Origin of the sequence: Pseudomonas sp. NPDC087336 (assembly GCF_044744285.1) — a bacterium.
Taxonomy (GTDB): domain Bacteria; phylum Pseudomonadota; class Gammaproteobacteria; order Pseudomonadales; family Pseudomonadaceae; genus Aquipseudomonas.
This window is the reverse complement of sequence record NZ_JBIUYA010000046.1, coordinates 1-26,776: the sequence shown is the minus strand read 5'-3', so window position 1 is coordinate 26,776 and position 26,776 is coordinate 1. Positions and strand designations below refer to the sequence as shown.

General features: G+C 60.6%; 26 protein-coding genes. 13 read left to right on the top strand and 13 right to left on the bottom strand.

The features are described from left to right. Positions 1-3: 3 nt before the first annotated feature. From ACIO0C_RS29100 to ACIO0C_RS29090, 3 genes are all read right to left on the bottom strand, one after another. On the bottom strand, positions 4-1,026 hold the full coding sequence (locus tag ACIO0C_RS29100; RefSeq protein WP_401317639.1) for a YhcG family protein: 1,023 nt from the start codon (positions 1,024-1,026) through the stop codon (positions 4-6). A 116-nt stretch (positions 1,027-1,142) separates the two neighbouring features. Then, on the bottom strand, positions 1,143-2,546 hold the full coding sequence (locus ACIO0C_RS29095; protein ID WP_401317636.1) for a histidine kinase sensor domain-containing protein: 1,404 nt from the start codon (positions 2,544-2,546) through the stop codon (positions 1,143-1,145). Continuing rightward, a complete protein-coding gene (locus tag ACIO0C_RS29090; protein WP_401317635.1) occupies positions 2,536-3,255 on the bottom strand; it encodes a response regulator transcription factor in 720 nt (239 codons plus the stop codon). Before ACIO0C_RS29090 ends, ACIO0C_RS29095 begins: the two co-directional genes overlap by 11 nt. A gap of 214 nt (positions 3,256-3,469) precedes the next feature. On the opposite strand from ACIO0C_RS29090, the gene ACIO0C_RS29085 reads away from it, so the two are divergent. From ACIO0C_RS29085 to ACIO0C_RS29070, 4 genes are all read left to right on the top strand, one after another. Further along, the gene (locus ACIO0C_RS29085) at positions 3,470-6,223 is read left to right on the top strand and encodes a response regulator (protein ID WP_401317633.1); all 2,754 of its coding nucleotides are present in this window, start codon (positions 3,470-3,472) and stop codon (positions 6,221-6,223) included. A 21-nt stretch (positions 6,224-6,244) separates the two neighbouring features. After that, positions 6,245-7,237, top strand: coding sequence for a 2-hydroxyacid dehydrogenase (locus tag ACIO0C_RS29080; protein WP_401317630.1), 993 nt, complete (start codon positions 6,245-6,247; stop codon positions 7,235-7,237). 77 nt (positions 7,238-7,314) lie between these two features. After that, positions 7,315-7,749, top strand: coding sequence for a hypothetical protein (locus ACIO0C_RS29075; RefSeq protein ID WP_401317628.1), 435 nt, complete (start codon positions 7,315-7,317; stop codon positions 7,747-7,749). Beyond that, positions 7,749-8,153, top strand: coding sequence for an META domain-containing protein (locus ACIO0C_RS29070; protein WP_401317625.1), 405 nt, complete (start codon positions 7,749-7,751; stop codon positions 8,151-8,153). The genes ACIO0C_RS29075 and ACIO0C_RS29070 overlap by 1 nt, the downstream gene beginning before the upstream one ends. 122 nt (positions 8,154-8,275) lie before the next feature. Here the strand turns inward: ACIO0C_RS29070 and ACIO0C_RS29065 are convergent, their stop codons facing one another. Next, positions 8,276-8,743: a TlpA disulfide reductase family protein gene (locus ACIO0C_RS29065; protein WP_401317623.1), complete on the bottom strand. Its 468-nt coding sequence runs from the start codon at positions 8,741-8,743 to the stop codon at positions 8,276-8,278. A gap of 114 nt (positions 8,744-8,857) precedes the next feature. Here ACIO0C_RS29065 and arsC point away from each other — a divergent pair, with 114 nt between their 5' ends. Genes arsC through ACIO0C_RS29050 form a run of 3 tightly spaced genes read left to right on the top strand, consistent with a single transcriptional unit; the run spans position 8,858 to position 10,232 of the window. Beyond that, positions 8,858-9,211 (top strand): arsenate reductase (glutaredoxin), encoded by a 354-nt coding sequence (gene arsC, locus ACIO0C_RS29060; RefSeq protein ID WP_401317620.1) that lies wholly within the window; start codon positions 8,858-8,860, stop codon positions 9,209-9,211. Next, positions 9,208-9,804, top strand: a complete 597-nt coding sequence (wrbA, locus tag ACIO0C_RS29055) for an NAD(P)H:quinone oxidoreductase (protein WP_008054817.1) — start codon at positions 9,208-9,210, stop codon at positions 9,802-9,804. The genes arsC and wrbA overlap by 4 nt, the downstream gene beginning before the upstream one ends. Positions 9,805-9,806: 2 nt before the next feature. Then, positions 9,807-10,232, top strand: coding sequence for a DUF2069 domain-containing protein (locus ACIO0C_RS29050; RefSeq protein ID WP_401317617.1), 426 nt, complete (start codon positions 9,807-9,809; stop codon positions 10,230-10,232). An 85-nt stretch (positions 10,233-10,317) separates the two neighbouring features. Here ACIO0C_RS29050 and ACIO0C_RS29045 read toward each other — a convergent pair whose 3' ends face one another. Further along, complete coding sequence (locus ACIO0C_RS29045; RefSeq protein ID WP_401317615.1) at positions 10,318-10,992, bottom strand: DNA-3-methyladenine glycosylase I; 675 nt, start codon at positions 10,990-10,992, stop codon at positions 10,318-10,320. A 63-nt stretch (positions 10,993-11,055) separates the two neighbouring features. Further along, entirely contained in the window at positions 11,056-11,880 is an 825-nt protein-coding gene (gene ttcA, locus ACIO0C_RS29040) for a tRNA 2-thiocytidine(32) synthetase TtcA (protein ID WP_090324525.1), read from the bottom strand. 279 nt (positions 11,881-12,159) lie between these two features. On the opposite strand from ttcA, the gene ACIO0C_RS29035 reads away from it, so the two are divergent. Further along, complete coding sequence (locus ACIO0C_RS29035; protein WP_020800620.1) at positions 12,160-12,762, top strand: Yip1 family protein; 603 nt, start codon at positions 12,160-12,162, stop codon at positions 12,760-12,762. Between the two features lie 158 nt (positions 12,763-12,920). Beyond that, complete coding sequence (locus ACIO0C_RS29030) at positions 12,921-13,415, top strand: SprT family zinc-dependent metalloprotease (protein WP_401317613.1); 495 nt, start codon at positions 12,921-12,923, stop codon at positions 13,413-13,415. 120 nt (positions 13,416-13,535) lie between these two features. Here ACIO0C_RS29030 and ACIO0C_RS29025 read toward each other — a convergent pair whose 3' ends face one another. After that, on the bottom strand, positions 13,536-14,717 hold the full coding sequence (locus ACIO0C_RS29025; protein WP_401317610.1) for a CaiB/BaiF CoA transferase family protein: 1,182 nt from the start codon (positions 14,715-14,717) through the stop codon (positions 13,536-13,538). Between the two features lie 143 nt (positions 14,718-14,860). Then, positions 14,861-16,195 (bottom strand): dicarboxylate/amino acid:cation symporter, encoded by a 1,335-nt coding sequence (locus ACIO0C_RS29020; RefSeq protein WP_401317608.1) that lies wholly within the window; start codon positions 16,193-16,195, stop codon positions 14,861-14,863. Between the two features lie 340 nt (positions 16,196-16,535). Here ACIO0C_RS29020 and ACIO0C_RS29015 point away from each other — a divergent pair, with 340 nt between their 5' ends. Further along, complete coding sequence (locus ACIO0C_RS29015; RefSeq protein WP_401317605.1) at positions 16,536-17,534, top strand: AraC family transcriptional regulator; 999 nt, start codon at positions 16,536-16,538, stop codon at positions 17,532-17,534. A gap of 8 nt (positions 17,535-17,542) precedes the next feature. Here the strand turns inward: ACIO0C_RS29015 and ACIO0C_RS29010 are convergent, their stop codons facing one another. The 3 genes from ACIO0C_RS29010 to ACIO0C_RS29000 all read right to left on the bottom strand — a co-directional run bounded on the left by ACIO0C_RS29010 (position 17,543) and on the right by ACIO0C_RS29000 (position 20,489). Then, on the bottom strand, positions 17,543-18,886 hold the full coding sequence (locus tag ACIO0C_RS29010; RefSeq protein ID WP_401317603.1) for an ATP-binding protein: 1,344 nt from the start codon (positions 18,884-18,886) through the stop codon (positions 17,543-17,545). Beyond that, entirely contained in the window at positions 18,883-19,560 is a 678-nt protein-coding gene (locus tag ACIO0C_RS29005; RefSeq protein WP_272603322.1) for a response regulator, read from the bottom strand. The genes ACIO0C_RS29010 and ACIO0C_RS29005 overlap by 4 nt, the downstream gene beginning before the upstream one ends. Before the next feature lie 326 nt (positions 19,561-19,886). Beyond that, entirely contained in the window at positions 19,887-20,489 is a 603-nt protein-coding gene (locus ACIO0C_RS29000) for a hypothetical protein (protein ID WP_401317601.1), read from the bottom strand. A 146-nt stretch (positions 20,490-20,635) separates the two neighbouring features. Between ACIO0C_RS29000 and ACIO0C_RS28995 the strand changes: the two genes are divergently transcribed. After that, a complete protein-coding gene (locus ACIO0C_RS28995) occupies positions 20,636-21,427 on the top strand; it encodes a dienelactone hydrolase family protein (RefSeq protein ID WP_401317600.1) in 792 nt (263 codons plus the stop codon). A 93-nt stretch (positions 21,428-21,520) separates the two neighbouring features. Beyond that, positions 21,521-22,246: a 4'-phosphopantetheinyl transferase gene (locus ACIO0C_RS28990; RefSeq protein ID WP_401317598.1), complete on the top strand. Its 726-nt coding sequence runs from the start codon at positions 21,521-21,523 to the stop codon at positions 22,244-22,246. An 11-nt stretch (positions 22,247-22,257) separates the two neighbouring features. On the opposite strand, the gene ACIO0C_RS28985 is transcribed toward ACIO0C_RS28990, so the two are convergent. Continuing rightward, positions 22,258-23,868, bottom strand: a complete 1,611-nt coding sequence (locus ACIO0C_RS28985; RefSeq protein WP_401317596.1) for an ATP-binding protein — start codon at positions 23,866-23,868, stop codon at positions 22,258-22,260. Further along, positions 23,865-24,587 carry a winged helix-turn-helix domain-containing protein gene (locus ACIO0C_RS28980; RefSeq protein WP_401317593.1) on the bottom strand — a complete coding sequence of 241 codons (723 nt, stop codon included), beginning with the start codon at positions 24,585-24,587 and terminating at the stop codon, positions 23,865-23,867. Before ACIO0C_RS28980 ends, ACIO0C_RS28985 begins: the two co-directional genes overlap by 4 nt. A 749-nt stretch (positions 24,588-25,336) precedes the next feature. On the opposite strand from ACIO0C_RS28980, the gene ACIO0C_RS28975 reads away from it, so the two are divergent. Beyond that, positions 25,337-26,776, top strand: a 1,440-nt coding sequence (locus ACIO0C_RS28975; RefSeq protein WP_401317590.1) for an ATP cone domain-containing protein, incomplete at its 3' end; no start/stop codon positions are given.

Below are 26,776 nucleotides of genomic sequence, written 5' to 3'. Positions count from 1 at the left end.
GGTTCAGCCCTCTTCCGATTGGGCGACATTCAAGGCATAGAACTCATGCAGCTTGGCCTGCAACAACTGTTTGTCCGGCAGCTGGACCTGATACTCCGCGATCAGCGCGGGCGACAGGCTGCGGTTAAGGGCGTACTCGACGACTTCGTCATCCTTGCTGGCACAGAGCAGGACACCGATTGCCGGGTTTTCATGAGGCTTGCGCTCTTCGCGATCCAGGGCTTCCAGATAGAAGCCCAGCTTGCCCAAATACTCCGGCTCAAAACGCCCGACCTTGAGCTCGATGGCCACCAGGCAATTGAGACCGCGGTGAAAAAAAAGCAAGTCCAGCGCAAAATCACGTCCGCCAACTTGTAGCGGATATTCGGAGCCGACAAAGCAGAAATCCCGACCTAGCTCGATCAGAAACTCCTTGAGACGCGCCAGCAAGCCCCGATGCAAATCGGTTTCGCCGTGGGCGCCGGGCAGGTCGAGAAACTCTACCATGTAGGCGTCACGGAATATCTCTAACGCAGAGGGGTGAGTTTGTTTCAGTACTGAGGAGACTTTGGCCGGCTGGGTCACGCTGCGTTCGAACAGTGCTGCCTTGAACTGGCGCTCCAGTTCGCGTTTCGACCATTTCTCCTGGATCGCCGTACGCAAGTAAAACTCCCGCTCTTGCGGTAGTTTGCTCTGGCTGAAAATGACCAGATTATGGGTCCAGGGTAATTGTCTCACCAGCGGTGAGACTTTCTCATCGCCCCGGTACGTCTCGTAGAACTGACGCATGCGAAACAGATTGGGCCGAGTAAAACCACGCAGCCCCGGCTGGGTCTGACTGAGATGTTCCGCCAGCTGACCGACAACGGAATCACCCCACTCGGCCTTCTCCAGCTTGCGACTGATATAAGCACCAACCTGCCAGTACAGCTCGATCAATTGAGTATTCACCGCCTGCATGGCCTGCCGCCTGGCACTTTGAATCAGTGCAAGCACTTCAGCGAAGCGGTCGTCGGTGGTACTGCCGGGCACTTGAGGTACGGTCATGCGTGAATCCTTGAACATGAGTAAAAGCGCGAGCTTAAACCGCCAGGGATGTTCAAAATGACCGGTGATACCCTTTGGGAAATGTCGTACAGAAACTCAGGAACGCTCCGGCAAAATCAGAGCGTTGCGGGATGAGAGAGCTTGCTCGCCAAGGCGTCGTCACTGATAGCACCATCATCCGCCACCAGGCGCATGTTCATCCGCAACCCGCTCCCGGTGTTCTGCGCCCAAAGCCTTCCGCCCTGACGCCGCACCGCATTCCTGGCGATGCTCAAGCCCAGGCCAAATCCGCCATCCCCCGGCCGCGAGCCGTCGAGGCGGATAAAGGGCAGGAAGATCCGCTCAAGATCCGCTTCCGCCACGCCACCGCCCTGATCCTCCAGCCATAGGTGCCAGAAGTCGCCGTCGCGACGGCCGCCCAATTGGACAATGCCCCCCTTGGGCGAATGTCGAATGGCGTTACGCAGCATGTTCTCCAGGGCCTGGGCCAGGGTGTTGAGGTGGCCGCGCACCCAGCAGGAGGCGTCCACTGAGCACTGCAACTGCGCATCGGGCCAGCAGCTTTCATAGCAGGCGTTTTCCGTGAGCATCTCCCACAAGGCCTGGACCTGGATCGCTTCGTCGGGTAATCGCGTGCGCTCGGTATCGAGCCAGGCCAGTTGCAGCGTGTCTTCCACCAGCCGTTGCATGCCATCGACCTCGCGGCCGATGCGCTCGCGTAATTGTTCAAGTCCCTGCTCGCTCTCACTGGCCACCCGCAGGCGGCTCAAGGGTGTGCGCAATTCGTGGGACAGGTCGCGCAACAGTTGTTGCTGCAGGGCCACGGTGCTTTGCAGGCGTTCGGACATGTGATCGAACGCCCTGCCCAACTCTCCCAGTTCGTCGGCGCGGTTGGTGGTGCGGCGCGACAGTCGCACGTTGAGCTGATCGGCACGCCAGGCATTGGCCTGCTCGCGCAAGTGGTTGAGCGGCACCACCAGCAAGCGGTACAAGCCGACGCACAACAGCAAGGTGAACAACCCCGGAATGACGCCGTTGGTGATCACCCGCCAGAACACCCGGTAGCGTCCAGGCACGAACCGTTTCGGCAGTTCGATCACCAGGCTGCCGGCGGCCGGATCGCCGGGAAACGGCACCCGCATCCATGGCCGGCCTTTCTTATGGACGGGCCAATCCAGGCCGCGTAGAAAGGTCAGGCGCTCGATTTCCTTGTCCGTCAGCGTATAGCTGCTCAATGACTGTAAATCACCGCCGATGACACCAACCCACCCCGTTTCGCGGTTATGCATGCTCTGCAGCCAGCTATCGACTCCCTCCTGCTGGCGCTGCTGCCAGGCTTGCTCAGCCTCGGCGGCATAGCGCGTCAGCGTGGCGCGCGCTTCATCCGACAGAAACTGGTTGCGCTGCTCCATGTAGCGACCCCAGGACCAGCTCAACCAGATCATCAGCAGGCAGAACGCCACCAACAGGCACGCCAGTTTCCAGAACAGCGAATGCCGCCCCGGCAAGTTACATGTCATCGACGGCACTCAGGATGTAGCCTTTTCCCCAGACCGTGCGCAACTCCCGCTCGGTATAGCCGATGGCCTTGAGTTTGCGGCGAATCTGGCTGATGTGCATGTCCAGGCTGCGATCGTGGGCGGCATAACCGCGCTGCAACACTTGCTGATAAAGGAAGGCTTTGCTCAGCACTTCATCAACGCTGCGGCTCAGGGTTTCCAGCAGGCGATACTCAGTTCGGGTCAGGCCGGCAGGCTGCTGGCCATAAAAAACGTCGAAGTGCTCGTCGTCAAAACGCAGGCTGTCCACGTCGGTGACCATCGCCACCGGGGTCGGCCGGCGATCGAGCGCTACGCGGCGCAGGATGGCTTCGATGCGCACACGCAACTCAACCATGCTGAAGGGTTTGGGCAGGTAATCATCGGCCCCCAGCCGAAAACCGCTGACGCGATCGGCCTCGGCACCGAGTGCCGACATCAGCAACACTGGGGTGGAATGGCTGCGGCGCAGTTGCGTCAACACCGCCAGCCCATCCATACCCGGCAACAGGATGTCCATCAGCACCACATCGAAGGCTTGCTCGCGGGCAATGGCCAGGCCTTCCTGGCCGTTCTGGCACCAGGTCACCTGGAAGCCGCTGCGGCCCAGATGCTCATGCACATAGGCACCGAGTACGAGGTCGTCTTCGATGGAGAGGATACGGGGATGGCCAGCGCTGATGGTCGTCATTAGTATCTGCAAATAATTCTCAGTTGGTAATTATTCAAGATTGCCTCGCCCGGGGCAACCCAAGGGTTTGCACAGGGCGAAAATGCGTATGACCAACCGACGAATGACGACATCAATTATCGAGGATTGCCCGCCTGCAAATCGCTACACTGCGCAAGTGGCGCGTGCCGGATGCACGCGCAGCCTGATAAATAGCCGGTTGCAGGAGAGAGGCGTGCTGACGAAACTGGGAATCAAGGGCCGCGTGCTGTTGCTGACGTTGCTGCCGACCAGCCTCATGGCATTGGTCCTGGGCGGCTATTTCACCTGGATGCAGCAATCGGACCTGCAAACCCAACTCCTGCAGCGCGGCGAAATGATCGCCGAGCAACTGGCGCCGCTGGTGGCGCCAGCCATGGGGCACAACAACAACGAAATGCTGGAACGCATCGCTACCCAGTCCCTGGAACAACCGGACGTGCGTGCCGTGACTTTTCTTGCGCCAGACCGCACGCCGCGGGCTCACGCCGGGCCGATCATGCTGACCCAGGCGCCGATGGGCGAAGGCTCGCAAATGCTGCGCCGCAGTGGCAGCGACGCAACGCGGTACCTGCTGCCGGTATTCGGCAAACACCGCAACCTGGCAGGCGACGTGATCCCCGATGAGGCCGACCGTCTGCTCGGCTGGGTCGAACTCGAGCTGTCCCACAACGGCATGCTGCTGCGTGGCTACCGCAGCCTGTTCGCCAGCCTGCTGATGATCGCTGCCGGTCTCGGCGGCGCGGCACTGCTGGCGTTGCGCATGGGCCGCACGATCAATCGGCCGCTGACCCAGATCAAGCAAGCCGTGGCCCAACTCAAGGACGGTCACCTGGAAACCCGCCTGCCGCCACTGGGCAGCCAGGAGCTGGATGAATTGGCCTCCGGCATCAATCGCATGGCTGGCACCCTGCAAAATGCCCAGGAAGAACTGCAACACAGCATCGACCAGGCCACCGAGGACGTGCGCCAGAACCTCGAGACGATCGAGATTCAGAACATCGAACTGGACCTGGCCCGCATGGAAGCGCTGGAGGCGAGCCGGATCAAGTCCGAGTTCCTGGCCAACATGAGCCATGAAATACGCACGCCGCTCAACGGCATCCTCGGCTTCACCCATCTGCTGCAAAAAAGTGAACTGACCCCGCGCCAGCTCGATTATCTGGGCACCATCGAAAAGTCCGCCGACAGCCTGCTGGGGATCATCAACGAAATCCTCGACTTTTCGAAGATCGAGGCGGGCAAGCTGGTACTTGACCATATTCCGTTCAATTTGCGTGACCTGCTGCAGGACACGTTGACCATCCTCGCCCCGGCCGCCCACGCCAAACAGCTGGAACTGATCAGCCTGGTGTATCGCGATACGCCCCTGTCGCTGGTGGGCGATCCGTTGCGGCTCAAGCAGATCCTGACCAACCTGGTCAGCAATGCAATCAAGTTCACCCGCGAGGGCACTATCGTCGCCCGGGCCATGCTCGAAGAAGAACACGAAGACAGCGTGCAATTGCGCATCAGCATCCAGGACACCGGCGTCGGCCTGTCGAGCCAGGATGTGCGCGCGTTGTTCCAGGCCTTCAGCCAGGCTGATAACTCGCTGTCGCGGCAACCCGGTGGCACGGGCCTGGGCCTGGTGATCTCCAAGCGCTTGATCGAACAGATGGGTGGCGAAATTGGCGTCGACAGCACCCCGGGCGAGGGTTCGGAGTTCTGGATCAGCCTGAACCTGCCCAAGACCCGCGACGATGCCGAAGACCTGCCGAGCGCGCCGTTGCTCGGACGGCGGGTTGCCGTGCTGGAAAATCATGAGCTGGCGCGCCAGGCGTTGCAGCATCAACTGGAAGACTGCGGCCTGGACGTCATCGCGTTCAATACCCTGGAAAGCCTGACCAACGGCGTCACCGGCGCGCATCAGACCGATCAGGCGATCGAGCTCGCGGTGCTGGGAATCACCAGCAACGACATGCCACCTGAACGCCTCAACCAGCACATCTGGGACCTCGAGCACCTGGGCTGCAAAGTGCTGGTGCTGTGCCCCACCACGGAACAGACGCTGTTCCACCTGTCGGTGCCCAACCCCCACAGCCAGCTCCAGGCGAAACCGGCCTGTACCCGCAAGCTGCGGCGCGCGTTGTCCGACCTGGTCAACCCGCGGCAATCGCGTAGCGAGTCCAGCGAGCCGCTGTCAAGCCGCGCGCCGAAGGTGCTGTGCGTCGACGACAACCCGGCCAATCTGCTGCTGGTGCAGACCTTGCTCGAAGACATGGGCGCCAAGGTGCTCGCCGTGGAAAGCGGTTACGCGGCGATCAAGGCGGTGCAGAACGAGACGTTCGACCTGGTGCTGATGGACGTGCAAATGCCCGGCATGGATGGGCGTCAAAGCACCGAAGCGATCCGCCAATGGGAAAGCGAGCGCCATTGCACGCCGCTGCCGATCGTGGCCCTCACGGCGCATGCCATGGCCAACGAAAAACGCGCATTGCTGCAAAGCGGCATGGACGATTACCTGACCAAGCCGATCAGCGAGCGGCAACTGGCGCAAGTGGTACTCAAATGGAGCGGGCTGGCCCTGCGCAATCACACGCCAGAGCGCGCAGGCGACAGCCACGGCAGCACCTACGAGTTGCAGGTGCTCGATCACGAAGAAGGCTTGCGCCTGGCCGCAGGCAAGGCCGATCTGGCGGCTGACATGCTGGCAATGCTGCTGGCATCGCTGGAAGCCGACCGCGAAGCCATCCGCCAGGCCCAGCAAAGCAACGACCACAACGCCCTGATCGAGCGGGTTCATCGCCTGCACGGCGCAACCCGCTACTGCGGCGTACCGCAACTGCGCGCCGCCTGCCAACGCAGTGAAACCTTGCTCAAGCAGCAAGACCCGAAGGCCTATCGCGCACTTGAAGATCTCGACCGGGCGATCAACCGCCTGGCCGCCCAGGCGCGTATCAATGCCTGATGCACTTTCCAGGAGGACCGCATGCGCACGATTCTTTTCAGCAGCCAGACCTACGACCGCGACAGCTTTCTCGCCACCAACCTGCCGCCGGCTATCGAGTTGCACTTTCAGCCGGCACGACTGAGCCTCGATACCGTCGCACTGGCGGAGCACCACGAGGTGGTCTGCGCCTTTATCAACGATGACCTCGGCGCCCCGGTGCTCGAACGCCTGGTCGCGGGCGGTACCCGCCTGATCGCCCTGCGTTCGGCCGGTTACAACCATGTCGACCTGGCGGCGGCGAAGCGCCTGGGGCTGGCGGTCGTGCGCGTTCCGGCCTATTCGCCCCACGCCGTGGCCGAGCATGCCGTAGCACTGATCCTGGCACTCAACCGCCGCCTGCACCGCGCCTACAACCGCACGCGCGAAGGCGACTTCAGCCTGCACGGGTTGACGGGGTTCGACCTGGTGGGCAAGACCGTCGGCGTGGTCGGCACCGGGCAGATCGGTGCGACCTTCGCGAAAATCATGAACGGGTTCGGCTGCCAACTGCTGGCCTATGACCCCTTCCCCAATCCGCAGGTCGAAGCGCTTGGCGCCCGCTACCTGAGCTTGCCGCAGTTGCTGGCCGAGTCGCAGATCATCAGCCTGCACTGTCCACTCAACGAGCAGAGCAAGCATTTGATCAACCGCCAATCCCTGGCGCACATGCAGCCTGGCGCCATGTTGATCAACACCGGTCGCGGCGGCCTGGTAGACACCCCTGCCCTGATCGACGCCTTGAAGAACGGCCAGTTGGGTTATTTGGGACTGGATGTGTATGAAGAGGAAGCGCAACTGTTTTTCGAAGACCGTTCCGATCTGCCATTGCAGGACGATGTACTGGCGCGGTTGCTGACCTTCCCCAACGTGATCGTCACGGCACACCAGGCCTTCCTGACCCGCGAAGCCCTGGGCGCGATTGCCGCGACCACCTTGCAGAACATCGCGGCCTGGGCGGCCGGAACGCCGCAGAATCAGGTCGAGGGTGATTGAACCTGATCGAAGGTCATATGCCCGCACCATGCTGCGCGTATGCCCGTGCTAGCATATTGCGCATATTTGGAGGACCCATGGTCGAACACGATTTCCGCTACACCCTGATGAACCCGCAACACACCCTCACCGAATGCCGCGCCCTGGTGCCGGGGCGTTATCAAGTCACCGGCAACGGCGGCTCGATTCGTAATAACGACGTGCTGGTCGTGACCCTCAAGGGCGCCAAGGACTTGTCCATGCGCCTGACCGTCGAAACGGTTCGCCACCTGATCAACCCGCCTGGCCAATGGGTCGCGGTGGCCAGTGGTCCGGTGTTCGGCGAACTGGCGATCCATACCTGGCAGGTGAATTGCGACAGCTGCGCCAAAGAACTGAGTTTCGAGTTCGCCGTTGACGCCAAGCTTGGCAACAAGGCCGAAAAGCCTGCCGCCACCGCGCGGATCACCGAGTTGGGCTGGACCACCGTTGGCGAGAAACACCTGTGCCCAAAATGCCAGGAGCCTGCGTGATGAAACGCCTCGCCCTGACCGCGCTGGTCGGTGCAAGCCTTATGGGCTGCGCCGCGGAACCGGTGCAGCTTGAGCACAATCGCAGCTACATTCTGGAGTGGATCGGCGAACGTCCGTTGATGGATTACAGCCACCTGACCATTACCTTGGGCGACGACGGTCGTGCCTACGGTAGCGGTGGTTGCAACCACTGGTTCGCGCCTTACAGCCTGGAAGGCAACAAGCTGAGCTTCGGCAAGATCGGCAGCACCCGCAAACTCTGTGCGCCGGCACTGATGGAGCAGGAAAAACGCTTCCTCCAGGCGCTGGAAAACGTGCAGCGCTGGGACGTTTCGTCAATCGAGCAGATGCGCTTCTGGCCAGCCGAAGGCAAGCCGCTGCGCTGGTGGCTGGAAGAGGGTTGATCCCCTCTACCTGATCATTCCCACGCTCTGCGCGGGAATGCATCAATTGACGCTCTGCGTCACAGGGACGCGGAGCGTCCCGAGCGGCGTTCCCACGCAAAGCATGGGAACGATCAGCGTAATCAGTTTTTAGCCTGCAACGCCTCCAGCTTCGCCACCACCCCCGCCGCCGTCTGCTCGCCCATCAACTGTTCCCGCACCTTGCCCTTGTTATCGATGATGTAGGTCACCGGCAACGCCTCACTGCGCGGCAGTTCGAACAATTCCGAAGGGTCCTGCGCCAGCACGGTGAACTTGATCCCGAGTTTCTCGCTGGCACTTTTCAGCTCTTCGCCCTGCACATTGTCGAAGTTGACCCCGAACACGCTGATCTTCTTGTCCTTGAGTTGGTCGGCCAGCGCGTTCAATTCCGGAATCTCGGTACGGCACGGGCTGCACCATTCAGCCCAATAATTGATGACCAGCCATTTGCCGTCCAGGCGCTCGGCGGCGACCTTCTGTCCGTTCTGATCGATACCGTAGTCGTTACCGCAGCCCCCCAGCATCAACGCCCCGATAATCGTCAATGCCGCTGCCAGTCGCCTTGTCATGTCGTGTTCCTTGTCAAAAATTGAAAGCGCCTGCGACCCATCGCCCGGCAAGGTTCAGGATTACGCGCTGCCCAGTTAGAATAGCTGCCACCTTACGCAAGATGCGACCCGCTCATGACCGATCTGACGCTTTATCACAACCCGCGCTGCTCGAAATCCCGCGGTGCGCTCGAACTGCTTGAAGCCCGCGGCTTGGCCCCGACGGTAGTCCGCTACCTGGAAACACCGCTGGACGCCACGCAAATCCAGAGCCTGCTGGGCAAACTCGGGATCAGTGCACGGCAACTGCTGCGCACCGGCGAAGACGAATACAAGACCCTCTCCCTGGCCGACAGCAGCCTGAGCGAGGCGCAATTGATCGCCGCCATCGCCGCCCACCCGAAGCTGATGGAGCGACCGATCCTCGAAGTCGGCGACAAGGCCATCATTGGCCGTCCGCCAGAGCAGATCCTGGAGCTGTTGCCGTGAGTGCGCCGTACATTCTGGTGTTGTATTACAGCCGCAGCGGCTCGACCAATGAAATGGCCCGGCAAATTGCCCGTGGCGTCGAACAGGCCGGCCTTGAAGCCCGATTGCGCACGGTACCGGCCATTTCCACCGAGTGCGAAGCCGTGGCGCCGGATATCCCGGACGAAGGCGCCCTCTACGCCAGCCTCGATGACCTGAAGAACTGCGCAGGCCTGGCACTAGGCAGTCCGACCCGCTTTGGCAACATGGCGGCGCCACTCAAGTACTTTCTCGACGGCACCAGCAACCTGTGGCTGACCGGCGCCCTGGTGGGCAAACCCGCCGGAGTGTTCACCTCCACCGCGAGCCTGCACGGCGGGCAGGAAACCACCCTGCTGTCGATGATGCTGCCGCTGTTGCATCACGGCATGCTAATCACCGGCCTGCCCTACAGCGAGTCGGCATTGCTGGAAACCCAGGGCGGCGGCACACCCTACGGCGCCAGCCATCACGCCGGAGCCGATGGCAAAAGCGGTCTGGATGCCCACGAAGTGGCACTGTGCCGGGCCCTGGGCATGCGCCTGGCCAAGACTGCACAGAAACTGGAGGGTTGAGGGTGGCCAAGAAGCCAAAGGTCCTGCCCGCTATCGAATGGCTTGAACCACGGGTCAAGGCGATGCGCGCCATCAGCCTGCTGTGCTTCTTTGGCCTGGTGGGATTGCTCTGCGTTTACTACCTGATGGTCGCCGACCTGCACGGTGCGCGGCCGTGGGTGATCCTGCTGATCGAGCTGGTGCCGTTGCTGTTGCTCGCGCCGGGGATGATTGTCGGCAATGCCCGGGGACATTCGTGGATGTGCTTTGTGGTGAACCTGTATTTCATCAAGGGCGCATTGGCCGCTTATGACCCCAACCGACAGATCTTCGGCGTGCTGGAGATGGCCGCGAGCCTGGCGGTGTTCTGTTCGGCACTGTTGTATGTGCGGTGGCGGTATCAGTTGAATCGCAAGTTGGCTGGCGAAAGTGAAATCTCCGTCGCCTGACAGGGCACCTTCGCTGGCAAGCCAGCGCCTACAAGACTGGTGTTTTTGTAGGCGCTGGCTTGCCAGCGAACGGGGCAACTCGGTCTTAATGGTTGACTGTATAGGCCAGCATCATCGAAATCTGGCTCATCGGCCGCCCGCCACTTTCCTCATGCCACTGGTTGAACACGTCTTGCACCATAGCGAGGTCGCGCAGGCTGCTCGGCACTTTGTCGATGATGTCCTGGGCATTCAATGCAGCCACCACGTCGTAGCTCGGCACAAAGGTGTCTTTGCCGACCATGCGCAAGAATCGCGGCGCCGACAGTCCGCCCAATTGATGACCGCGTTTTTTCAGCAAGGTCCACAGCCCGACGATGTCGGTCACCGGCCAATCGGCGATCATTGCCCCGAAGCTTCCCTGCTCATGAGCCACGTCCAGCACGAACTGCGCGTTGCGCGGCACGCTCTTGAGCTTGCCCAGATGGCGGATGATCCGCGTGTCCTGCATCAGTCGCTCCAGGTGTTCGGCACTCATCAGCACGACTTTTTCCGGGTCGAACTTGAAGAACACTTCTTCGAAGGCTGGCCACTTGGCGTCCACCAGGCTGTGCTTGAGCCCGGCGCGGAATACGCGCAATGCCATGGTCGAGAGGTAGCGGTCGTCGGTGATGTCGCGCAGTTGCGCTGCAGTCTTGGGAGCGGGCAGATGGGCTTCCAGTTCAGCCGCCGAACCGAAGCGGTTCAAGCAGTATTCGTTCAGCCACTTGTAGTCGCGCATGCCCTCTCCTGGGATTGAAAAATGTAATGGGAACCAGCAGGCCAGCTCCCACAGTGATGGTGTTTAAAGGTTGACCACGTTGACGAAACGCGAAGCGGCGGATTCGTCGATCTTCAGGCTGGTGAAGTCGAACAGGTTGCGGTCCGCCAATTGCGACGGGATCACGTTCTGCAGGCTGCGGAAAATGCTTTCGGTGCGGCCCGGGGTCTTGCGCTCCCAATCCTGCAGCATTTCCTTGACCACCTGGCGCTGCAGGTTTTCCTGGGAGCCGCAGAGGTTGCATGGGATGATCGGAAATTGCTTGAGGTCCGAGTAGGCCTGGATGTCTTTTTCGTTGCAGTAGGCCAGGGGGCGAATCACCACGTTGCGACCGTCATCGGCACGCAACTTCGGCGGCATGGCCTTGAGCGAACCGTTGAAGAACATGTTCAGGAAGAACGTCTCGACAATGTCGTCGCGGTGATGCCCCAGGGCCATCTTGGTCGCGCCGATTTCGTCGGCAAAGGTGTAGAGCGTGCCACGACGCAGGCGCGAGCACAGGGAGCAGGTGGTCTTGCCTTCCGGGATCAGCTCCTTGACCACCGAGTAAGTGTCTTTCTCGACGATGTGGTACTCGATACCCAGTTCCTTGAGGTAGGCCGGCAGCACATGCTCGGGGAAACCCGGCTGTTTCTGGTCCATGTTCACGGCCACGATCTCGAACTTGATCGGCGCGACCTTCTGCAAGTGCATCAGCACATCAAGCATGGTGTAGCTGTCCTTGCCGCCGGACAGGCAGACCATGACCTTGTCACCGTCTTCAATCATGTTGAAATCGGCAACCGCCTCACCGGCCTGTCGGCGAAGGCGCTTTTGCAGTTTGTTCTGGTTGACCGTAAGAGTGCCCATGACGCGAAATCCGTGAGGTGTGACGAAAGGCCGGCATTTTACGCAAAAACCCTTCAGGAACGAAGTGCCCCGACGGATCGCGCGCCCTACAGACGCAACAGCGATTACCCCGGGGCTTTACAGCGCAATTTGCTCTAAGCCCTACCCCCAGTAGGGTTAAGTCCTTCCTATACTGCGACATAAGGTCGAATCACATACAGACCTACTACTTACTTGGCCTCATTGGCCCGTAGGGCGCTCCACTGGGGGGCGACGGTAAAAACAAGAGGAGTGACTGGCATGATCCATCACGTAGTGGGGCTCTTCACCCACCCTGATCAAGAATGGAAAGAGATTCGTGGCGATCAGGAAGAAAGTATCAGCCACATGTACCTGACCCATACGCTGATCCTGGCGGCGATACCTGCGGTATCGGCGTTCATCGGGACCACGCAGGTGGGCTGGGTCATTGGCAATCGCCCGCCGGTAATGCTGACCGTGGAAAGCGCACTATGGATGACCGTCATGTCGTACCTGGCGATGCTCGGCGGTGTGGCGGTGATGGGTGCATTCATCCACTGGATGGCCCGCACCTATGACGCCAATCCGAGCCTCGCACGCTGCATTGCGTTCGCAACCTATACCGCTACGCCGCTGTTCATCGGCGGCCTCGCGGCCTTGTACCCCCACTTGTGGCTGGGGATGATCGTCGGCACGGCGGCCATCTGCTACACGGTGTACCTGCTGTATGTGGGACTGCCAACCTTCATGAACATACCATCTGACGAGGGCTTTCTATTTTCAAGTTCGGTGCTCGCCGTAGGCCTGGTGGTGCTGGTAGCCATCATGGCGTTCACCGTGATTGTCTGGGGACTCGGCGTGGGGCCGGTCTATACCAATTAGCAACTCACCACAAAAAAATCAGATCTGCCGACACAGGCCGCCGCAAGGCGGCCTTTTAATGCCCAGGCACAAAGAGCGCCGAAGACCATTCGGCACTTCGCAGATTCGCAAGGCCCCTGGCTTGCGGCATACTCGACTGCTCTGGAGATCCATCAAGCATGCCCGAGCAACTCAATACCCGCGTCGAAGACTGTTTCCAACAAGCCGAATCCTTTTTCAAACGATCGTTCAAGCGTCCCGTGGTGAGTTTCAAGCTGCGTGGGCAGAAAGCCGGTGTCGCGCACTTGCACGAGAACCTGCTGCGCTTCAATCCGCAGTTGTACCGTGAAAACACCGAAGATTTTCTCAAGCAGACCGTCGCCCACGAGGTCGCGCACCTGATCGCCCATCAACTGTTCGGTGACCGCATCCAGCCCCATGGCGAAGAGTGGCAACTGATCATGCGCGGCGTATACGAATTGCCCCCCAACCGTTGCCACACCTACGACGTCAAGCGCCGCAGCGTGACCCGCTACATCTACAAGTGCCCGTGCGCCGACAGCGATTTCCCCTTTTCGGCGCAACGTCATGGTTTGGTGCGACAGGGGCGGCGGTATTTGTGTCGGCGCTGTCGCAACACGTTGGTGTTCAGCGGCGAGATGCGGGTTGAGTAACAGGATTTTCAGTGTCTGCGCCGGCCTCTTCGCGGGCAAGCCCGCTCCCACAGGGGATTTTCGGTCCAGCCCGGATCCATTGTCGGAGCGGGCTTGCTCGCGAAGGCGGACTGGCAGGCGCTAAAGAATTACCTTGGCACGCCGCAACTCGGCAATCCGCTCAGCAGTGAACCCCAACTCCCCCAACACCTGGTCCGTATGCTGCCCCAGCGCCGCGCCAATATGCCGGGGCTGCGGTAATTCGTCTGAAAACTTCAACGGGCACGCCATCTGCGCCTGACTCGAACCATCGCCCCGCGGTACTTGCGTCACCAACTCCCGCGCCTGCAACTGCGGATGCCGCACCGCCTCACCCAGGCTCAAGACCGGTTCGACGCAAGCGTCTAGCTCGGCGAACAGCGCACACAATTCGGCAAAGTCATGTTTTTCGAACTCGGTCTTCAACGCATCCTTGAGCTTGCGTTGTTGTGCGGGTTGCCCGGATAACCCCAGGCTCGCCCACTCCTCCAGCCCCAGCGCTGCACACAACTGTTTCATGAACGACGGTTCCAGGCTGCCCACCGACAGCCAGCGCCCATCCCGGGAACGGTAATAGTCATAGAAGCTGCCGCCATTGAGCATCTGGTCTTCCCGACCCGGTTCGACGCCACAGGCCAGGTACCCGGCACCCGCCATGGCGTTCAGGCTGAACGCGCAATCGGTCATGCTCACGTCCAGGTGCTGGCCCTGCCCGGTTTGCTGTCGAGCGATGACAGCGGCCAGCAGGCCGATCACCCCGTGCAACGAGCCACCGGCAATGTCTGCCACCTGCATGCCCAACGGCAGCGGCCCACTGTCGGCGCGACCGCTGTAGCTCGAAAGCCCGGCCAGCGCCAGGTAATTGATGTCATGACCGGCGCGGTCCTTGTAGGGGCCGGTCTGGCCGTAACCGGTGATCGATACATAAATCAGCTTCGGATTAATCGCCTTCAAGGCTTCATAACCCAGGCCTAAACGCTCCATGACGCCGGGACGGAACTGCTCCAGCACGATGTCGTAGTCCTGCAACAATTGCATGATCACCTCCAGCGCTTCGGGCTGCTTGAGGTCCAGGGCCAGGCTGCGCTTGTTGCGATTGAGGTAGGCATGACTGGCCGATACGCCCTGATCGTGCGGCGGCAGCACGCGTAGAAGGTCAATGCGGGTCGGCGATTCGATGCGCAACACCTCGGCGCCCATGTCCGCCAGCAATAGCGAAGCGAACGGCCCCGGCAGCAATGTCGAGAAATCCAGAACCTTGAGCGATGCCAATGGACCGAGCATGAGCGTTCTCCCTGGATGATGCCCCAGCCTAGGCAGCCAAGCGCTTTGCAGCAATCACCTTATGCGCCACATCCAATGACCGTTGCGCTCAAATCCCGGGCAAGAAAAAACCCGCCGAAGCGGGTTTTTCATGACAACAAGGCTTACTTGGCGTGAGTCGGGGTTACCGCTTCGACGTGGCCCAGAACATCGTCCTTAGGCTCGTCGGCAATGCCGCGACCGCCAGACGCCAGCTCAGCTTGCAGCACGTCGGTGTCCAGCTCCTTGACCCACTTGGCCACAACGATGGTGGCAACGGCGTTACCGACCAGGTTGGTCAGTGCGCGGGCTTCGGACATGAAACGGTCGATACCCAGGATCAACGCCAGGCCGGCAACCGGCAGGTGGCCTACGGCGGACAGGGTGGCTGCCAGTACGATGAAGCCCGAACCGGTTACGCCTGCAGCGCCCTTGGAAGACAGCAGCAACACCACCAGCAAGGTGATCTGGTGCGTGATGTCCATGTGGGTGTCGGTGGCCTGGGCAATAAACACGGCCGCCATGGTCAGGTAGATCGCAGTACCGTCGAGATTGAACGAGTAGCCGGTCGGGATCACCAGGCCAACTACGGACTTCTGCGCACCCAGACGCTCCATCTTGATCAGCATGCGTGGCAACACCGACTCCGAAGAGGAAGTACCCAGCACGATCAGCAGTTCTTCGCGGATGTAGCGGATCAGTTTCAACACGCTGAAGCCGTGAGCGCGAGCGATACCGCCCAGCACGATCAGGATGAACAGCAGGCAGGTGATGTAGAAGCAGGCCATCAACTGGCCCAGTTGCACCAGCGAGCCGACACCGTAGGCACCGATGGTGAAAGCCATGGCACCGAAGGCACCGATTGGTGCGAGCTTCATGATCATGTTGATGATGTTGAACATCACGTGGGCGAAGCGATCGATCAAGTCCAGCAGCGGCTTGCCGTAGGCACCCAGGCGATGCAAGGCGAAACCGAAGATCACCGAGAACATCAGCACTTGCAGAATGTCACCGGTGGCGAACGCACCGACGATGGTGGACGGGATCACGTTGAGCAGGAAGCCGACGACGCTTTGATCAGCACCGGCCGAGACATAGGCAGCCACTTTGGATGCATCCAGTGTGGACACGTCGATGTGCATGCCGGCACCCGGCTGGACGATGTTGACCACCACCAGGCCGACCAGCAGCGCGATGGTCGAAACGATTTCGAAATACAGCAGTGCGTAGCCACCGGTCTTGCCGACCGATTTCATGTCCTGCATGCCAGCAATACCGCTGACGACGGTGCAGAAGATGATCGGCGCGATGATCATCTTGATCAGTTTGATGAACCCGTCACCCAGCGGTTTTACGGCCACACCGAGCTGTGGATAGTAGTGACCGAGCAAGATACCGATGACAATTGCAACGATCACCTGGAAATACAGGGATTTGTACAGTGGCTGACGAGTCGTCATTGCAAAGTTCCTCAAGAGTGCGCGGCGACAACATCCAACTGTTGTCCACCTCAACTCAATTGCGAACCCTCCTGCACTGGAGGGATTTGTTTTTTCGAGCTGCGCGATGGCAGGCATCTGCTGGTTCTATCGCAAAGCCCGTGCCACCTTGTAGGAAAAGCCTGCAAGCCTTCTGACATCAAGGGCTGCAGATTTTTCCGGATCACCGCGAGACGTTTGCGCAATGGCGGATTTCCGCCCTCTCTTCAGATCACACCCCGGTAATCTGGCGGATATCCGCCTTGTTCATGGGTACGAAGCACGGCTACCATCCGTCGCTCAATGGAAGGACTTGCCTGCTATGCGCGAACGCACCATCGCCAGTCATTTCGCCCGTGCCGTCCTCGGTGGCGCGCAACGGCGTGGTTACGATTATTCGAGACTGTTGCTGCAGTTGGGGATCAGCCCCGAGCTGCTCGACGAGCCTCGGGCGCGTATCCCTCCAGAACAGTTCACCCGTCTGATCCAGGCGCTGTGGCTGGCACTGGACGATGAGTACCTGGGTTTCGGGCAAGGCGTCAGCAAGCCAGGCAGCTTCGCGATGATGTGTCATGCCGTGATCCATTGCCGCAATCTGGATAAAGCACTGCACCGCGGATTAATGTTTTATGGCCTATTCCCGGACGCCCCGCGCCTGACGCTGACGCGCGAAGACGAAATGATTCGCCTGAGCCTGGACGATTCGCAGCTCTGGGACCCGGAACATTTCCTCACCGAGAGTCTGTTGGTGATCTGGCATCGTTTCGCCAGCTGGTTGATTGGCCAGCGTATTCAACTGGAGAAGGCCACGTTCAGCTACCCGCGACCGGAACACGGAGGTGAATACGAGTTGCTGTTCTCGTGCCCGCTCGAGTTTTCGGCACAACAGAGCAGCCTGCTGTTCCACAGTCGCTACCTGAACATGCCACTGCTGCAGGACGAACGCACGCTCAAGCAGTTCCTTGAACGCTCGCCTGCCGATCTGTTATCGCGCCCCGATGACGGCCACAGCCTGAGCAGCCAGTTGCGACGCTTGCTCAGTCGTGACCGCTCACCCTGGCCGGACCTGGAGGCCGTGGCTGCACACCTGCATATCAGCCCACAGACACTGCGCCGGCATCTGCGTGAAGAAAACACCAGTTTTCAGGAATTGAAGGACCAACTACGTCGCGACATCGCCATTTATCACCTGGGCCGCAACGACTTGCCATTGCAACAGATCGCCGAGCAATTGGGGTTTTCCGAGCCATCGGCGTTTCATCGGGCATTCAAGAAGTGGACCGGATTGACACCGGGGGCCTATCGGGCTCGGGAAAACTGAGTTCAAGATCACACCAGCGGAAACTGAATACGGAAGGCCGCACCACCCAGGGGCGAGTCGCCCAGGGTCAGTTTTGCGCTGTAGCTTTCGATGATGTCCTTGACCACCGCCAGGCCAATACCCTGCCCCGGATGCTGGCGGTCCAGGCGCTCACCCCGCTGCAGGATCCGCGTGCGCTGATCGAGCGGGACGCCTGGTCCATCGTCTTCCACGCATATCTCGATACCATTGAGGGTGCGCACGCTGATGCGCACTTCGCTCAAGCACAGTCGATAAGCGTTCTCCAGCAGATTGCCCAACATTTCCAGCAAGGCACCCTGCTCGATAGGGACCCGGCACTGCTCCGGCAAATCGAAACTAACCTGCACCCGTTTGTCACGATAGACCTTGTCCAGTGTGTCGCAAAGGCTCTGCAACACCGGTTGCAGACGTACCTGATGGCGCACCAGGCCGCTTTTGCGCAGGCTGGCGCGCTGCAATTGGTAACTGATCTGCTGGCTCATGCGCTCGATCTGGGTCTGCAGCACCCAGGCCTGATCCCGGTCCTCAGGGCGTTGCGCCATGCCTTCGCTTACCCCTTGCAATACCGCCAATGGGGTTTTCAGGCTATGGGCCAGGTCGTCGAGGGAATCGCGGTAACGGCTACGCTGTTCACGCTCGCTGTGCAGCAGGCGGTTGAGGGAGCCGGTCAGGCGCAGCAATTCACGCGGGTGTTGTTCGCTCAGGCTTTCGCGGGTGCCGCTTTCGATCTCGTCCAGCTCCTGGCTCAACCGGCGCAATGCCTGCAACCCCCAGGTCAAGCCGACCCACAGTAATGCCAGAAGTACCAGCAACGCCGCGCCGAATCCCAGGTACAGATTGTCCCGCAGCCCGCTGAGCGTGGCATCGTATTCATGCGCCGGTTGCAACGCGACGAAGCTGAACGCCGCACTTTTGCCGCCGAGCAGTTTGACCTCGACGTCATAGACGAAGAATTCCCGGCCATTGTCCTGGCGAATCCTGGCGAATTCATTACCGCGCCCGTCGTAACGCGGCGTGTAATTGATGTTCTCGTCCAAGGTGTCTTTCGAGCGCCACACCAATTGGCCTTCGCGGCTGTAGATGTAACCGAGCAAATTGCCGTCGGCCAGGTTGAAGCGCTCATCGGGCAACTGTTCCGGCATCTGCAAGCGGTTGTTCTCGACCCGTGCGGCGGAGATCAACGTGGTGACGTCCGACGCCAGTCGCTGCTCGATGGCATCCTGCAGCGCCAGGCTGAACGCTCCCTGCATCGCCGGCAGCAATGCCAGCATGAACAAGACCGCCAGGATCGTGGCGGCGAGCATCAGGCGAACGCGAAGAGAACCGATCAAGTGCAACGCTCAGTGAACAGATAGCCCAGGCCACGCACCGTATCAATTGGCTTGAAGCCGGACGTACCTTCGAGTTTGCGACGCAGACGGCCGACCAGCACTTCAATTACGTTCGGATCGCGGTCGTCATCATCCGGATAAAGCTGCTCCATCAAACGGTCCTTGGGCACCACCTGCTGATGGTGGCGCATCAAGTATTCGAGAATCCGGTATTCATACGCGGTCAATGCCAAGGGTTGCTCGTCAAGGGACGCCTGCTTGCGATTGAGGTCGAGCAACAGCGGCCCGGCAACGATCGTTGATTGGGTAAACCCGCTGGAGCGACGCAACAAGGCATTCAGCCGAGCTTCCAGCTCTTCGAACTGGAAGGGCTTGACCACATAGTCGTCGGCACCGGCAGCAAGGCCTTCCACCTTGTCCTGCCAGTTACCGCGTGCTGTGAGGATCAGGATTGGAAAGGTCTTGCCTTGCGAGCGCAACTGACGGATCAGATCCAGCCCGCCCATGCCTGGCAACCCAAGATCGATCACCGCCAGGTCGTGGTTGAACTGTTCTGTCTGATACAGCGCATCGACGGCGTTGGCTACGGACTCGACCACATGGCCGCTATCCGTCAGACGGGTTTGCAGGTGATGACGCAACAGCGCCTCATCCTCGACGACCAGCAGTTTCATGTCGCTCTCCCAGGCAAATCAAATACACCAGAGGCACGATCGACGCACCTTCGGCTGACAGGCCGTGGGGGGGGCCAGGCCGGGGGTTTTTCCCCCCCCCCGGCGCCCCCCCCGGTGGGAAACCCGCGGTGGGGGGTAGGGGGGGGTGGGGGGGGGGGGGGCAGAAAGAAATAGAAAAAAGCAAGCAAACAGCAAACCCCACCCCCACCCCACCCGGGCGCCCGTGGGGCGGCGGCGGGCGCCCCCCCCCCCCCCCCCCCCCGCGGGGGGGGCGGGGCCCCCCCCCCCCCCCCCCCCCCCCCCCCCACGGCGGTCGCACACGCTTTTCAGAAAGCGTAGTTGGCTGAAAGGTAGGTCTGTGCGCTACTGGTCAAGCTCAGCGAACCCTGCTTGCTACCGCCTCGCTCGCTCATTTCAGTGCTGGCGTTGCTACGCAGGTAACGGTACCCCAGTTCAACCGAAGTGTTTTGCGAAACTTGTTGCAGAATCCCTGCCTGTGCGCCAACGGCGTAACCGATGTTGCTGTCGCGACTGAAGCCTGGCGATTCCTGGGTCATTTTGGTCAACCCGGCCGAGGCGCCACCGAACAGTTTGGTGCCAGCACTTAACGGATGGAACACATCGAAGCTACCCAAGAGGTTTTCCTGACGCAGTTTAATGCCATTGTGCGAGCCCGACACGTTGTCGTAAGTGGCGTAGTAGCGGCCCTGGCTGTGTTGCTGGCCCAGACGCAAGCCCCAGGTGTTGTCCTTGCCGATCACGCCGTCGGCATTCGGACGGTCGAGGTTATCGTTCAAGGCGTGGGACTTTTTGATCTTGTCGCTGGTCTGCCCATAAGTAAGGCTGGCGAAATTGTCGTTGGAAGCGATTGCTGCAGTGCTCGCGCCGAAGACGGTGAATGCCAGCAGCAGTTTTTTAAATCCAGTCATGGGTGAAGCTCCTCAAGAGTTAGCGTTGTTTTGGCGACAGGGCAAGATTACTGACGCAGCCCTGAACTCCCCCTGAACAAGCGCTTAACCTGAGCTGAACCATATCCACCCAGCTGTTTCGATGATTTTCTTGCAGGAGACCGACCATGCGCATGCTCTTCGCCCTCTTCTTGCTCTCCGTCAGCGGGCTGGCCCAGGCCGCCATCAAGACTCAGGAAATCCCGTACCAAAGTCCCGACGGCACCCGGATGATCGGCTATTACGCCTTTGATGACGCGATAAAAGGTCCGCGTCCCGGTGTCGTGGTGGTGCATGAGTTCTGGGGGTTGAACGACTACGCCAAGCGCCGCGCCCGCGACTTGGCCGGCCTGGGTTACAGCGCCCTGGCCATCGACATGTATGGCGACGGCAAGAACACCGAGCATCCCAAGGATGCGATGGCCTTCATGCAAGCCGTGCTCAAGGACAACGCGATTGCCAGCGCGCGCTTCCAGGCGGGACTCGACTTGCTCAAACAACAGGCACAAACCGATCCGAACAAGCTCGCCGCCATCGGCTACTGTTTCGGCGGCGGCGTGGTGCTCAATGCCGCCCGTCAGGGTGTGCCTCTGGCCGGGGTCGTGAGCTTCCACGGCGCGCTAGCCACCAATGCCCCTGCGACACCGGGCAGCGTCAAGGCGAAAATCCTCGTCGAACACGGCGCCCAGGACAGCCTGATCACCCCGGAAAATGTCGCTGCTTTCAAAGCCGAGATGGACAAGGCCGGTGCCGACTACCGGTTCGTCAGCCTCGACGGCGCCAAGCACGGTTTCAGCAATCCCGATGCCGATCGCTTGAGCCATGGTGATCATGGTGGGCCGGACATTGGCTACAACAAAGCGGCGGATGAAAAATCGTGGGCGGATATGCAGGCATTTCTCAAGAAAATCTTTAGTTGATCGGCTAGACACGATGGCGAGGGGATTTTTCCCCTCGCCCCAAAAGCCCTCAAAGACTACCCAGCATCAAGGCAACCCGGCAAAATGCCCGGTATGAATTCCGTCCCCGCCCTGCCCGTCTGCTGCACGTCCCTCGATGCCCATTGGCCTCTGCCGCTGGTGCTGCCCGATACTGTGCTGTTGAGTACCCACTTCGATCCTTCGCGCCTGCTCAGCGATGACTTCCAACGTAGCGCCATCGAGGCGCCAGCGAGCATTCAGCGCTCGGTCGCCAAACGCCAGGCAGAGTTTCTCGCCGGGCGGATCTGCGCCCGCGCCGCCCTGCAACAGCTGGAGGGCCTGAATTTCAGCCCGGCCATCGGCGATGACCGGGCGCCAGTCTGGCCGGCACACATCACCGGTTCGATCACCCATAGCACCGGTCGGGCCGCAGCCATCGTCGCGAAAAAAACCCATTGGCGCGGGTTGGGAATGGACATGGAAAGCCTGCTCAATGCCGAACGCGCCGAACGCCTGGCCGGGGAAATTCTCACCCCACCGGAACTGCAGCGCATGGCCGCCGGGCGTCGCGATCAGTTGGCGTTGTTGGTAACCCTGACTTTTTCAGTGAAAGAGAGCTTGTTCAAGGCGCTTTACCCGATCGTCCGTAAACGTTTCTATTTCGAACACGCCGAGGTGCTGGAGTGGACCGAGTCAGGTGAGGTGCGGTTGCGGTTGCTGACTGACCTGTCCGGCGAATGGCGCAACGGCACCGAGTTGCAGGCGCAGTTCGGGGTCAAGGATGGGCAGTTGTTGAGTCTGGTCAGTATCAAGGCCTGAGGATTTCTGCTTCACCGCTTCTCCTGATTCCTCGGCCAGCTCAAGCTGAAACACGCGCCGCCCAGGCTTTTGCTCTTGCCGATCAACGCCCGGCCGTCGTGCCAATGGATGATCCGCCGCACGATCGACAATCCCAACCCATGGCCGCCCGAGGCCCGGGTGCGGCTGTCGTCGAGTCGCAGGAATGGCGTGAAAATTTTCTCCCAGGCTATTTCCGGAACGCCCGGCCCGTCATCTTCGACATCCACCCGACAGCGTTGCTGCCCCACCTGATAACTGATGGTGACCCGCGATTGGGCGTGGCGCATGGCATTGCTCACCAGGTTCTGCAGCGCCCGGTGCAGGTAGCGCGGCTCGGCCTCGACCCACGCGTCGTCGCAGTCGGCGGCCGACAGGCACAGTCCTCGCTGCACCGTGACATCGGCGCGCAAGGGGGCCAGCTCCTCGATCACCTGATTGACCAGGGCATCCAGGTCGATACGCTGAAAATTCAGTGCCGGCGAGCCTTGCTCCAGCCGCGCGTAAGTCAGCATCTCGTCGACCAGGCGGTCGAGGTCCTCGATATCGTGGTCCATGCCTTCGCAGTATTTTTCCAGGGCTTGCGGTGTCTTGGCCGAGCCGATCATTTCCAGGCCAAAACGCAGGCGCGCCACCGGGGTGCGCAATTCGTGGGACACGGCACGCACCAGCTCGCGCTGAATGGCCAGCAGCTGTTGCAGATGCTCGGCCATGCCGTTGAACGCCGACGCCAGTCGCCCCACCGAGTCCGCGCCCCGCGTCGGCACACGGGTTTCCAGGCTGCCCTTGGCGATCCTCGTAGCTGCCGATTCCAGTCCCCGCAAGCGGCGCTCCAGTTGCCGTACCAGCAGATAGACGATCAGGCCGATCAGGCTCAGCCCCAGTGCGGCAATCAGCACCAGCCACTCTGGCGGATAAGGATTCATCTGGTACAACGGGCCGATTTCCAGCACCCACGGCGTGCCGACCATGCCGGCGAACACACGGATCGAATCCCCCTCCTTTCCCAGCGCCATTACCGTGTCGCCCTCGGACACCCGACGGCTCTGGTCTTCGTCCATGTCGGCTTCCTGGACTGTGACCAGGCGCAGATCGAAGCCAAAACCCTTGTCCTGTTTCAATTGCGCCAGGCGCACCGGTTGCTCGCCCACGGGGTAGCGAACCAGCTCGTCCGCCAACAGGTAGATCGTCGCTCGGGCGAGTTGTTCGCTGATCTGCTGGACGTCACCGGTGAGCACAAGTTGCTCCTGGTCACTGACCAGCCGATAGACCCTGGCCGCGTGCGGGCCGGTCTTCTCCACCAGGGCCTGGCCGCGCAAGACACGGGTGCGCTGGGTGAGGTCGAGGTCGGTCTGGGCAAAGGTTTTCAGCGCCAGCGGAATCCCCAGCAGCCGCTCCCACACCAACAACGCGCGGTGGCGTTCGGTCTGGTTCATCGGTTGCAGGTTGTCGGCCATCAACGAAAAGGTACCGTGGGCCAATCGCTCGCGGTACTGCTCGCCGCGCACCTGGTTGAGCAGGTGCAAGGCCAGCACACCGAGTACCGCCACCAGTATCAGCGCGGCGCACATGCCGCCGTATATCCGCAGGAAGATCGAGTTCACAGGGTCGGGTCTACGCAGGCCTCGGGGACAAACAGGTAGCCTTTGCTGCGCACGGTCTTGATCAGTCGCGGATGGTCCGGGTCATCGCCGATCTTGGGGCGGATGCGCGAGATGCGCACGTCGATGGAGCGGTCCTGGCCGTCATAGCCAATGCCGCGCAATGCGGTGAAGATTTCTTCCCGGGACAGGATGCGCCCGGCGTTGGCAACCAGCAGCCAGAGCAAGTCGAACTCGGCGCTGGTCAGTTCAATGCCGTTATCGTGCAGCCAGGCTTCGCGCAACGCATTGTCCACCACCAGCGGGCCGAATTGCAGGCGCCGTTGTTTTTCCGGGGCCGCCTCCGGCGCTTCGCTGCGACGCAGCAAGGCCTGGATACGCGCCAGCAGCAAGCGCGGGCGCACTGGCTTGCACACGTAGTCGTCGGCCCCGAGGTCCAGGCCGAGGATCTGGTCGGTGTCGTCAGTGCGCGCGGTGAGCATCAGGATCGGGCCGTCATAACGGTCACGCACCTTGCGGCAAATGCTCAGGCCATCTTCGCCTGGCAGCATCAGGTCGAGAATCACCAGGTCCGGTTGTTCCTTGATGATACGCGCCGCCGCCAGCGCGCCATTGCCTTCGATCGATACGCGCAGGCCATTGGCTTGCAGGTAATCGCGCGTCAGTTCGGCCAGACGTTGATCGTCCTCCACAATCAATACCTGCCAGGCTTCTTGCTCCACCGGTGACCTCTACTTGCCAGAACACTTATAAGGAAGGATCCGCCCGTCTTTTTGTAATGATAGGGGTGGATAAATTGCATACACGCTGACCGATTGTATAAACGTCGTACACGCAGAACACAAGCCGGTAAATGCGTTCGGACAACAGCGTTTTTTGTGATAGGGTTCGCGCCCTTAAAAATCCGCTCGAGCGTTTTCGCGGCTTGAAAATCGATGAAAAAAAGCCGGGTCCAGCAGCATCGCGGCCTGCACGCCGATTCCTTTCACAACACACAATTTACGCACAGGTTTATCCACAGGCAGTACGTTGCAATCGCCCCCCAAAACGCATTATCTTGTAGCCCAACGTAAAAAAAACCCTAGATGTAGGGTTTTTCGTAAAAGACCAAACACAAACCGGATACCAAATTCAAGCGCTTTTATTGCCTCTTTCCGGTTGAACCAAACGTAATTTCCAAAGCCCAAAACCGCGCGCGCGGATGGCTACTGTATTTCGGCCCATGGGGTGAAAAACGGTACGGGTGTTGCAGTCCCAACTGCCACCTCCCAACTGTCACCTCAAAGGACCAAGGTCTCAGGCCCAAGGCGTGAGACCAAAGACTTCGGCATGGAAGCGGCGCCCAATAGCCCCCTTCCTACTGTCCCGAAGTTGTTATGCCCGGCCTTCGCCGGTTGTAGTGCTTCAGGACGGAACGGTGGGCACCGTGATGGTGCCCAATCAAACATAGAGAATGTGGAGACACCCCCCGATGCAAACCGACACAACTCGCGAGAACCCGCAGGGCACCTTGCCGCAGGCCGCTGATTCGAATTCGGATCTGTCCGCCACCGCGCCGGGCCAGCTGCGCGTGATCAAGCGTAACGGCACTGTCGTTCCTTACACCGATGACAAGATCACCGTCGCCATCACCAAAGCGTTTCTTGCAGTTGAGGGCGGCACCGCTGCCGCTTCGTCGCGAATCCACGACACCGTGGCCCGCCTGACCGAACAGGTCACTGCCACCTTCAAGCGTCGCATGCCATCGGGCGGCACCATCCACATCGAAGAGATCCAGGACCAGGTCGAACTGGCCCTGATGCGTGCCGGCGAGCAAAAAGTCGCTCGCGACTACGTGATCTACCGTGACGCGCGCTCCAAGGAACGCGCCGCCCACGCCCCGGCCGAGGAAGCGGTCAACGCTCACCCGTCGATCCGCATCACCCGCGCCGACGGTAGCCTGGCGCCGCTGGACATGGGCCGCCTGAACACCATCGTCACCGAAGCGTGCGAAGGCCTGGAAGAAGTCGACGGCGACCTGATCCAGCGCGAAACCCTGAAGAACCTGTACGACGGCGTGGCCCTGACCGACGTCAACACCGCCCTGGTGATGACCGCCCGTACCCTGGTCGAGCGTGAGCCGAACTACTCGTTCGTGACCGCCCGCCTGCTGATGGACACCCTGCGTGCCGAAGGCCTGGGTTTCCTCGGCGTCGCCGAGAGCGCGACCCACCACGAGATGGTCGACCTGTACGCCAAGGCCCTGCCTGCCTACATCGCCAAGGGTATCGAATTCGAATTGCTGAACCCGGTCCTGGCCGACTTCGACCTGGAAAAACTCGGCAAGGCAATCAACCACGAGCGCGACCAGCAGTTCACCTACCTGGGCCTGCAAACCCTGTACGACCGTTACTTCATCCACAAGGATGGCGTGCGCTTCGAACTGCCGCAGATCTTCTTCATGCGTGTGGCCATGGGCCTGGCGATCGAAGAGAAGCAGAAAGAAGACCGTGCGATCGAGTTCTACAACCTGTTGTCGTCCTTCGACTACATGTCGTCGACCCCGACCCTGTTCAACGCCGGCACCCTGCGTCCACAGCTGTCGAGCTGCTACCTGACCACCGTGCCGGATGACCTCTCGGGCATCTACCACGCGATCCACGACAACGCCATGCTGTCGAAATTCGCTGGCGGCCTGGGCAACGACTGGACCCCGGTTCGTGCGCTGGGTTCGTACATCAAGGGCACCAACGGCAAGTCCCAGGGCGTCGTACCGTTCCTGAAAGTCGTGAACGACACCGCCGTCGCCGTTAACCAGGGTGGCAAGCGCAAAGGCGCTGTGTGTGCCTACCTGGAAACCTGGCACATGGACATCGAAGTGTTCATCGAGATGCTCAAGAAAACCGGTGTTTTACTTCGTCGTAGCCACGAC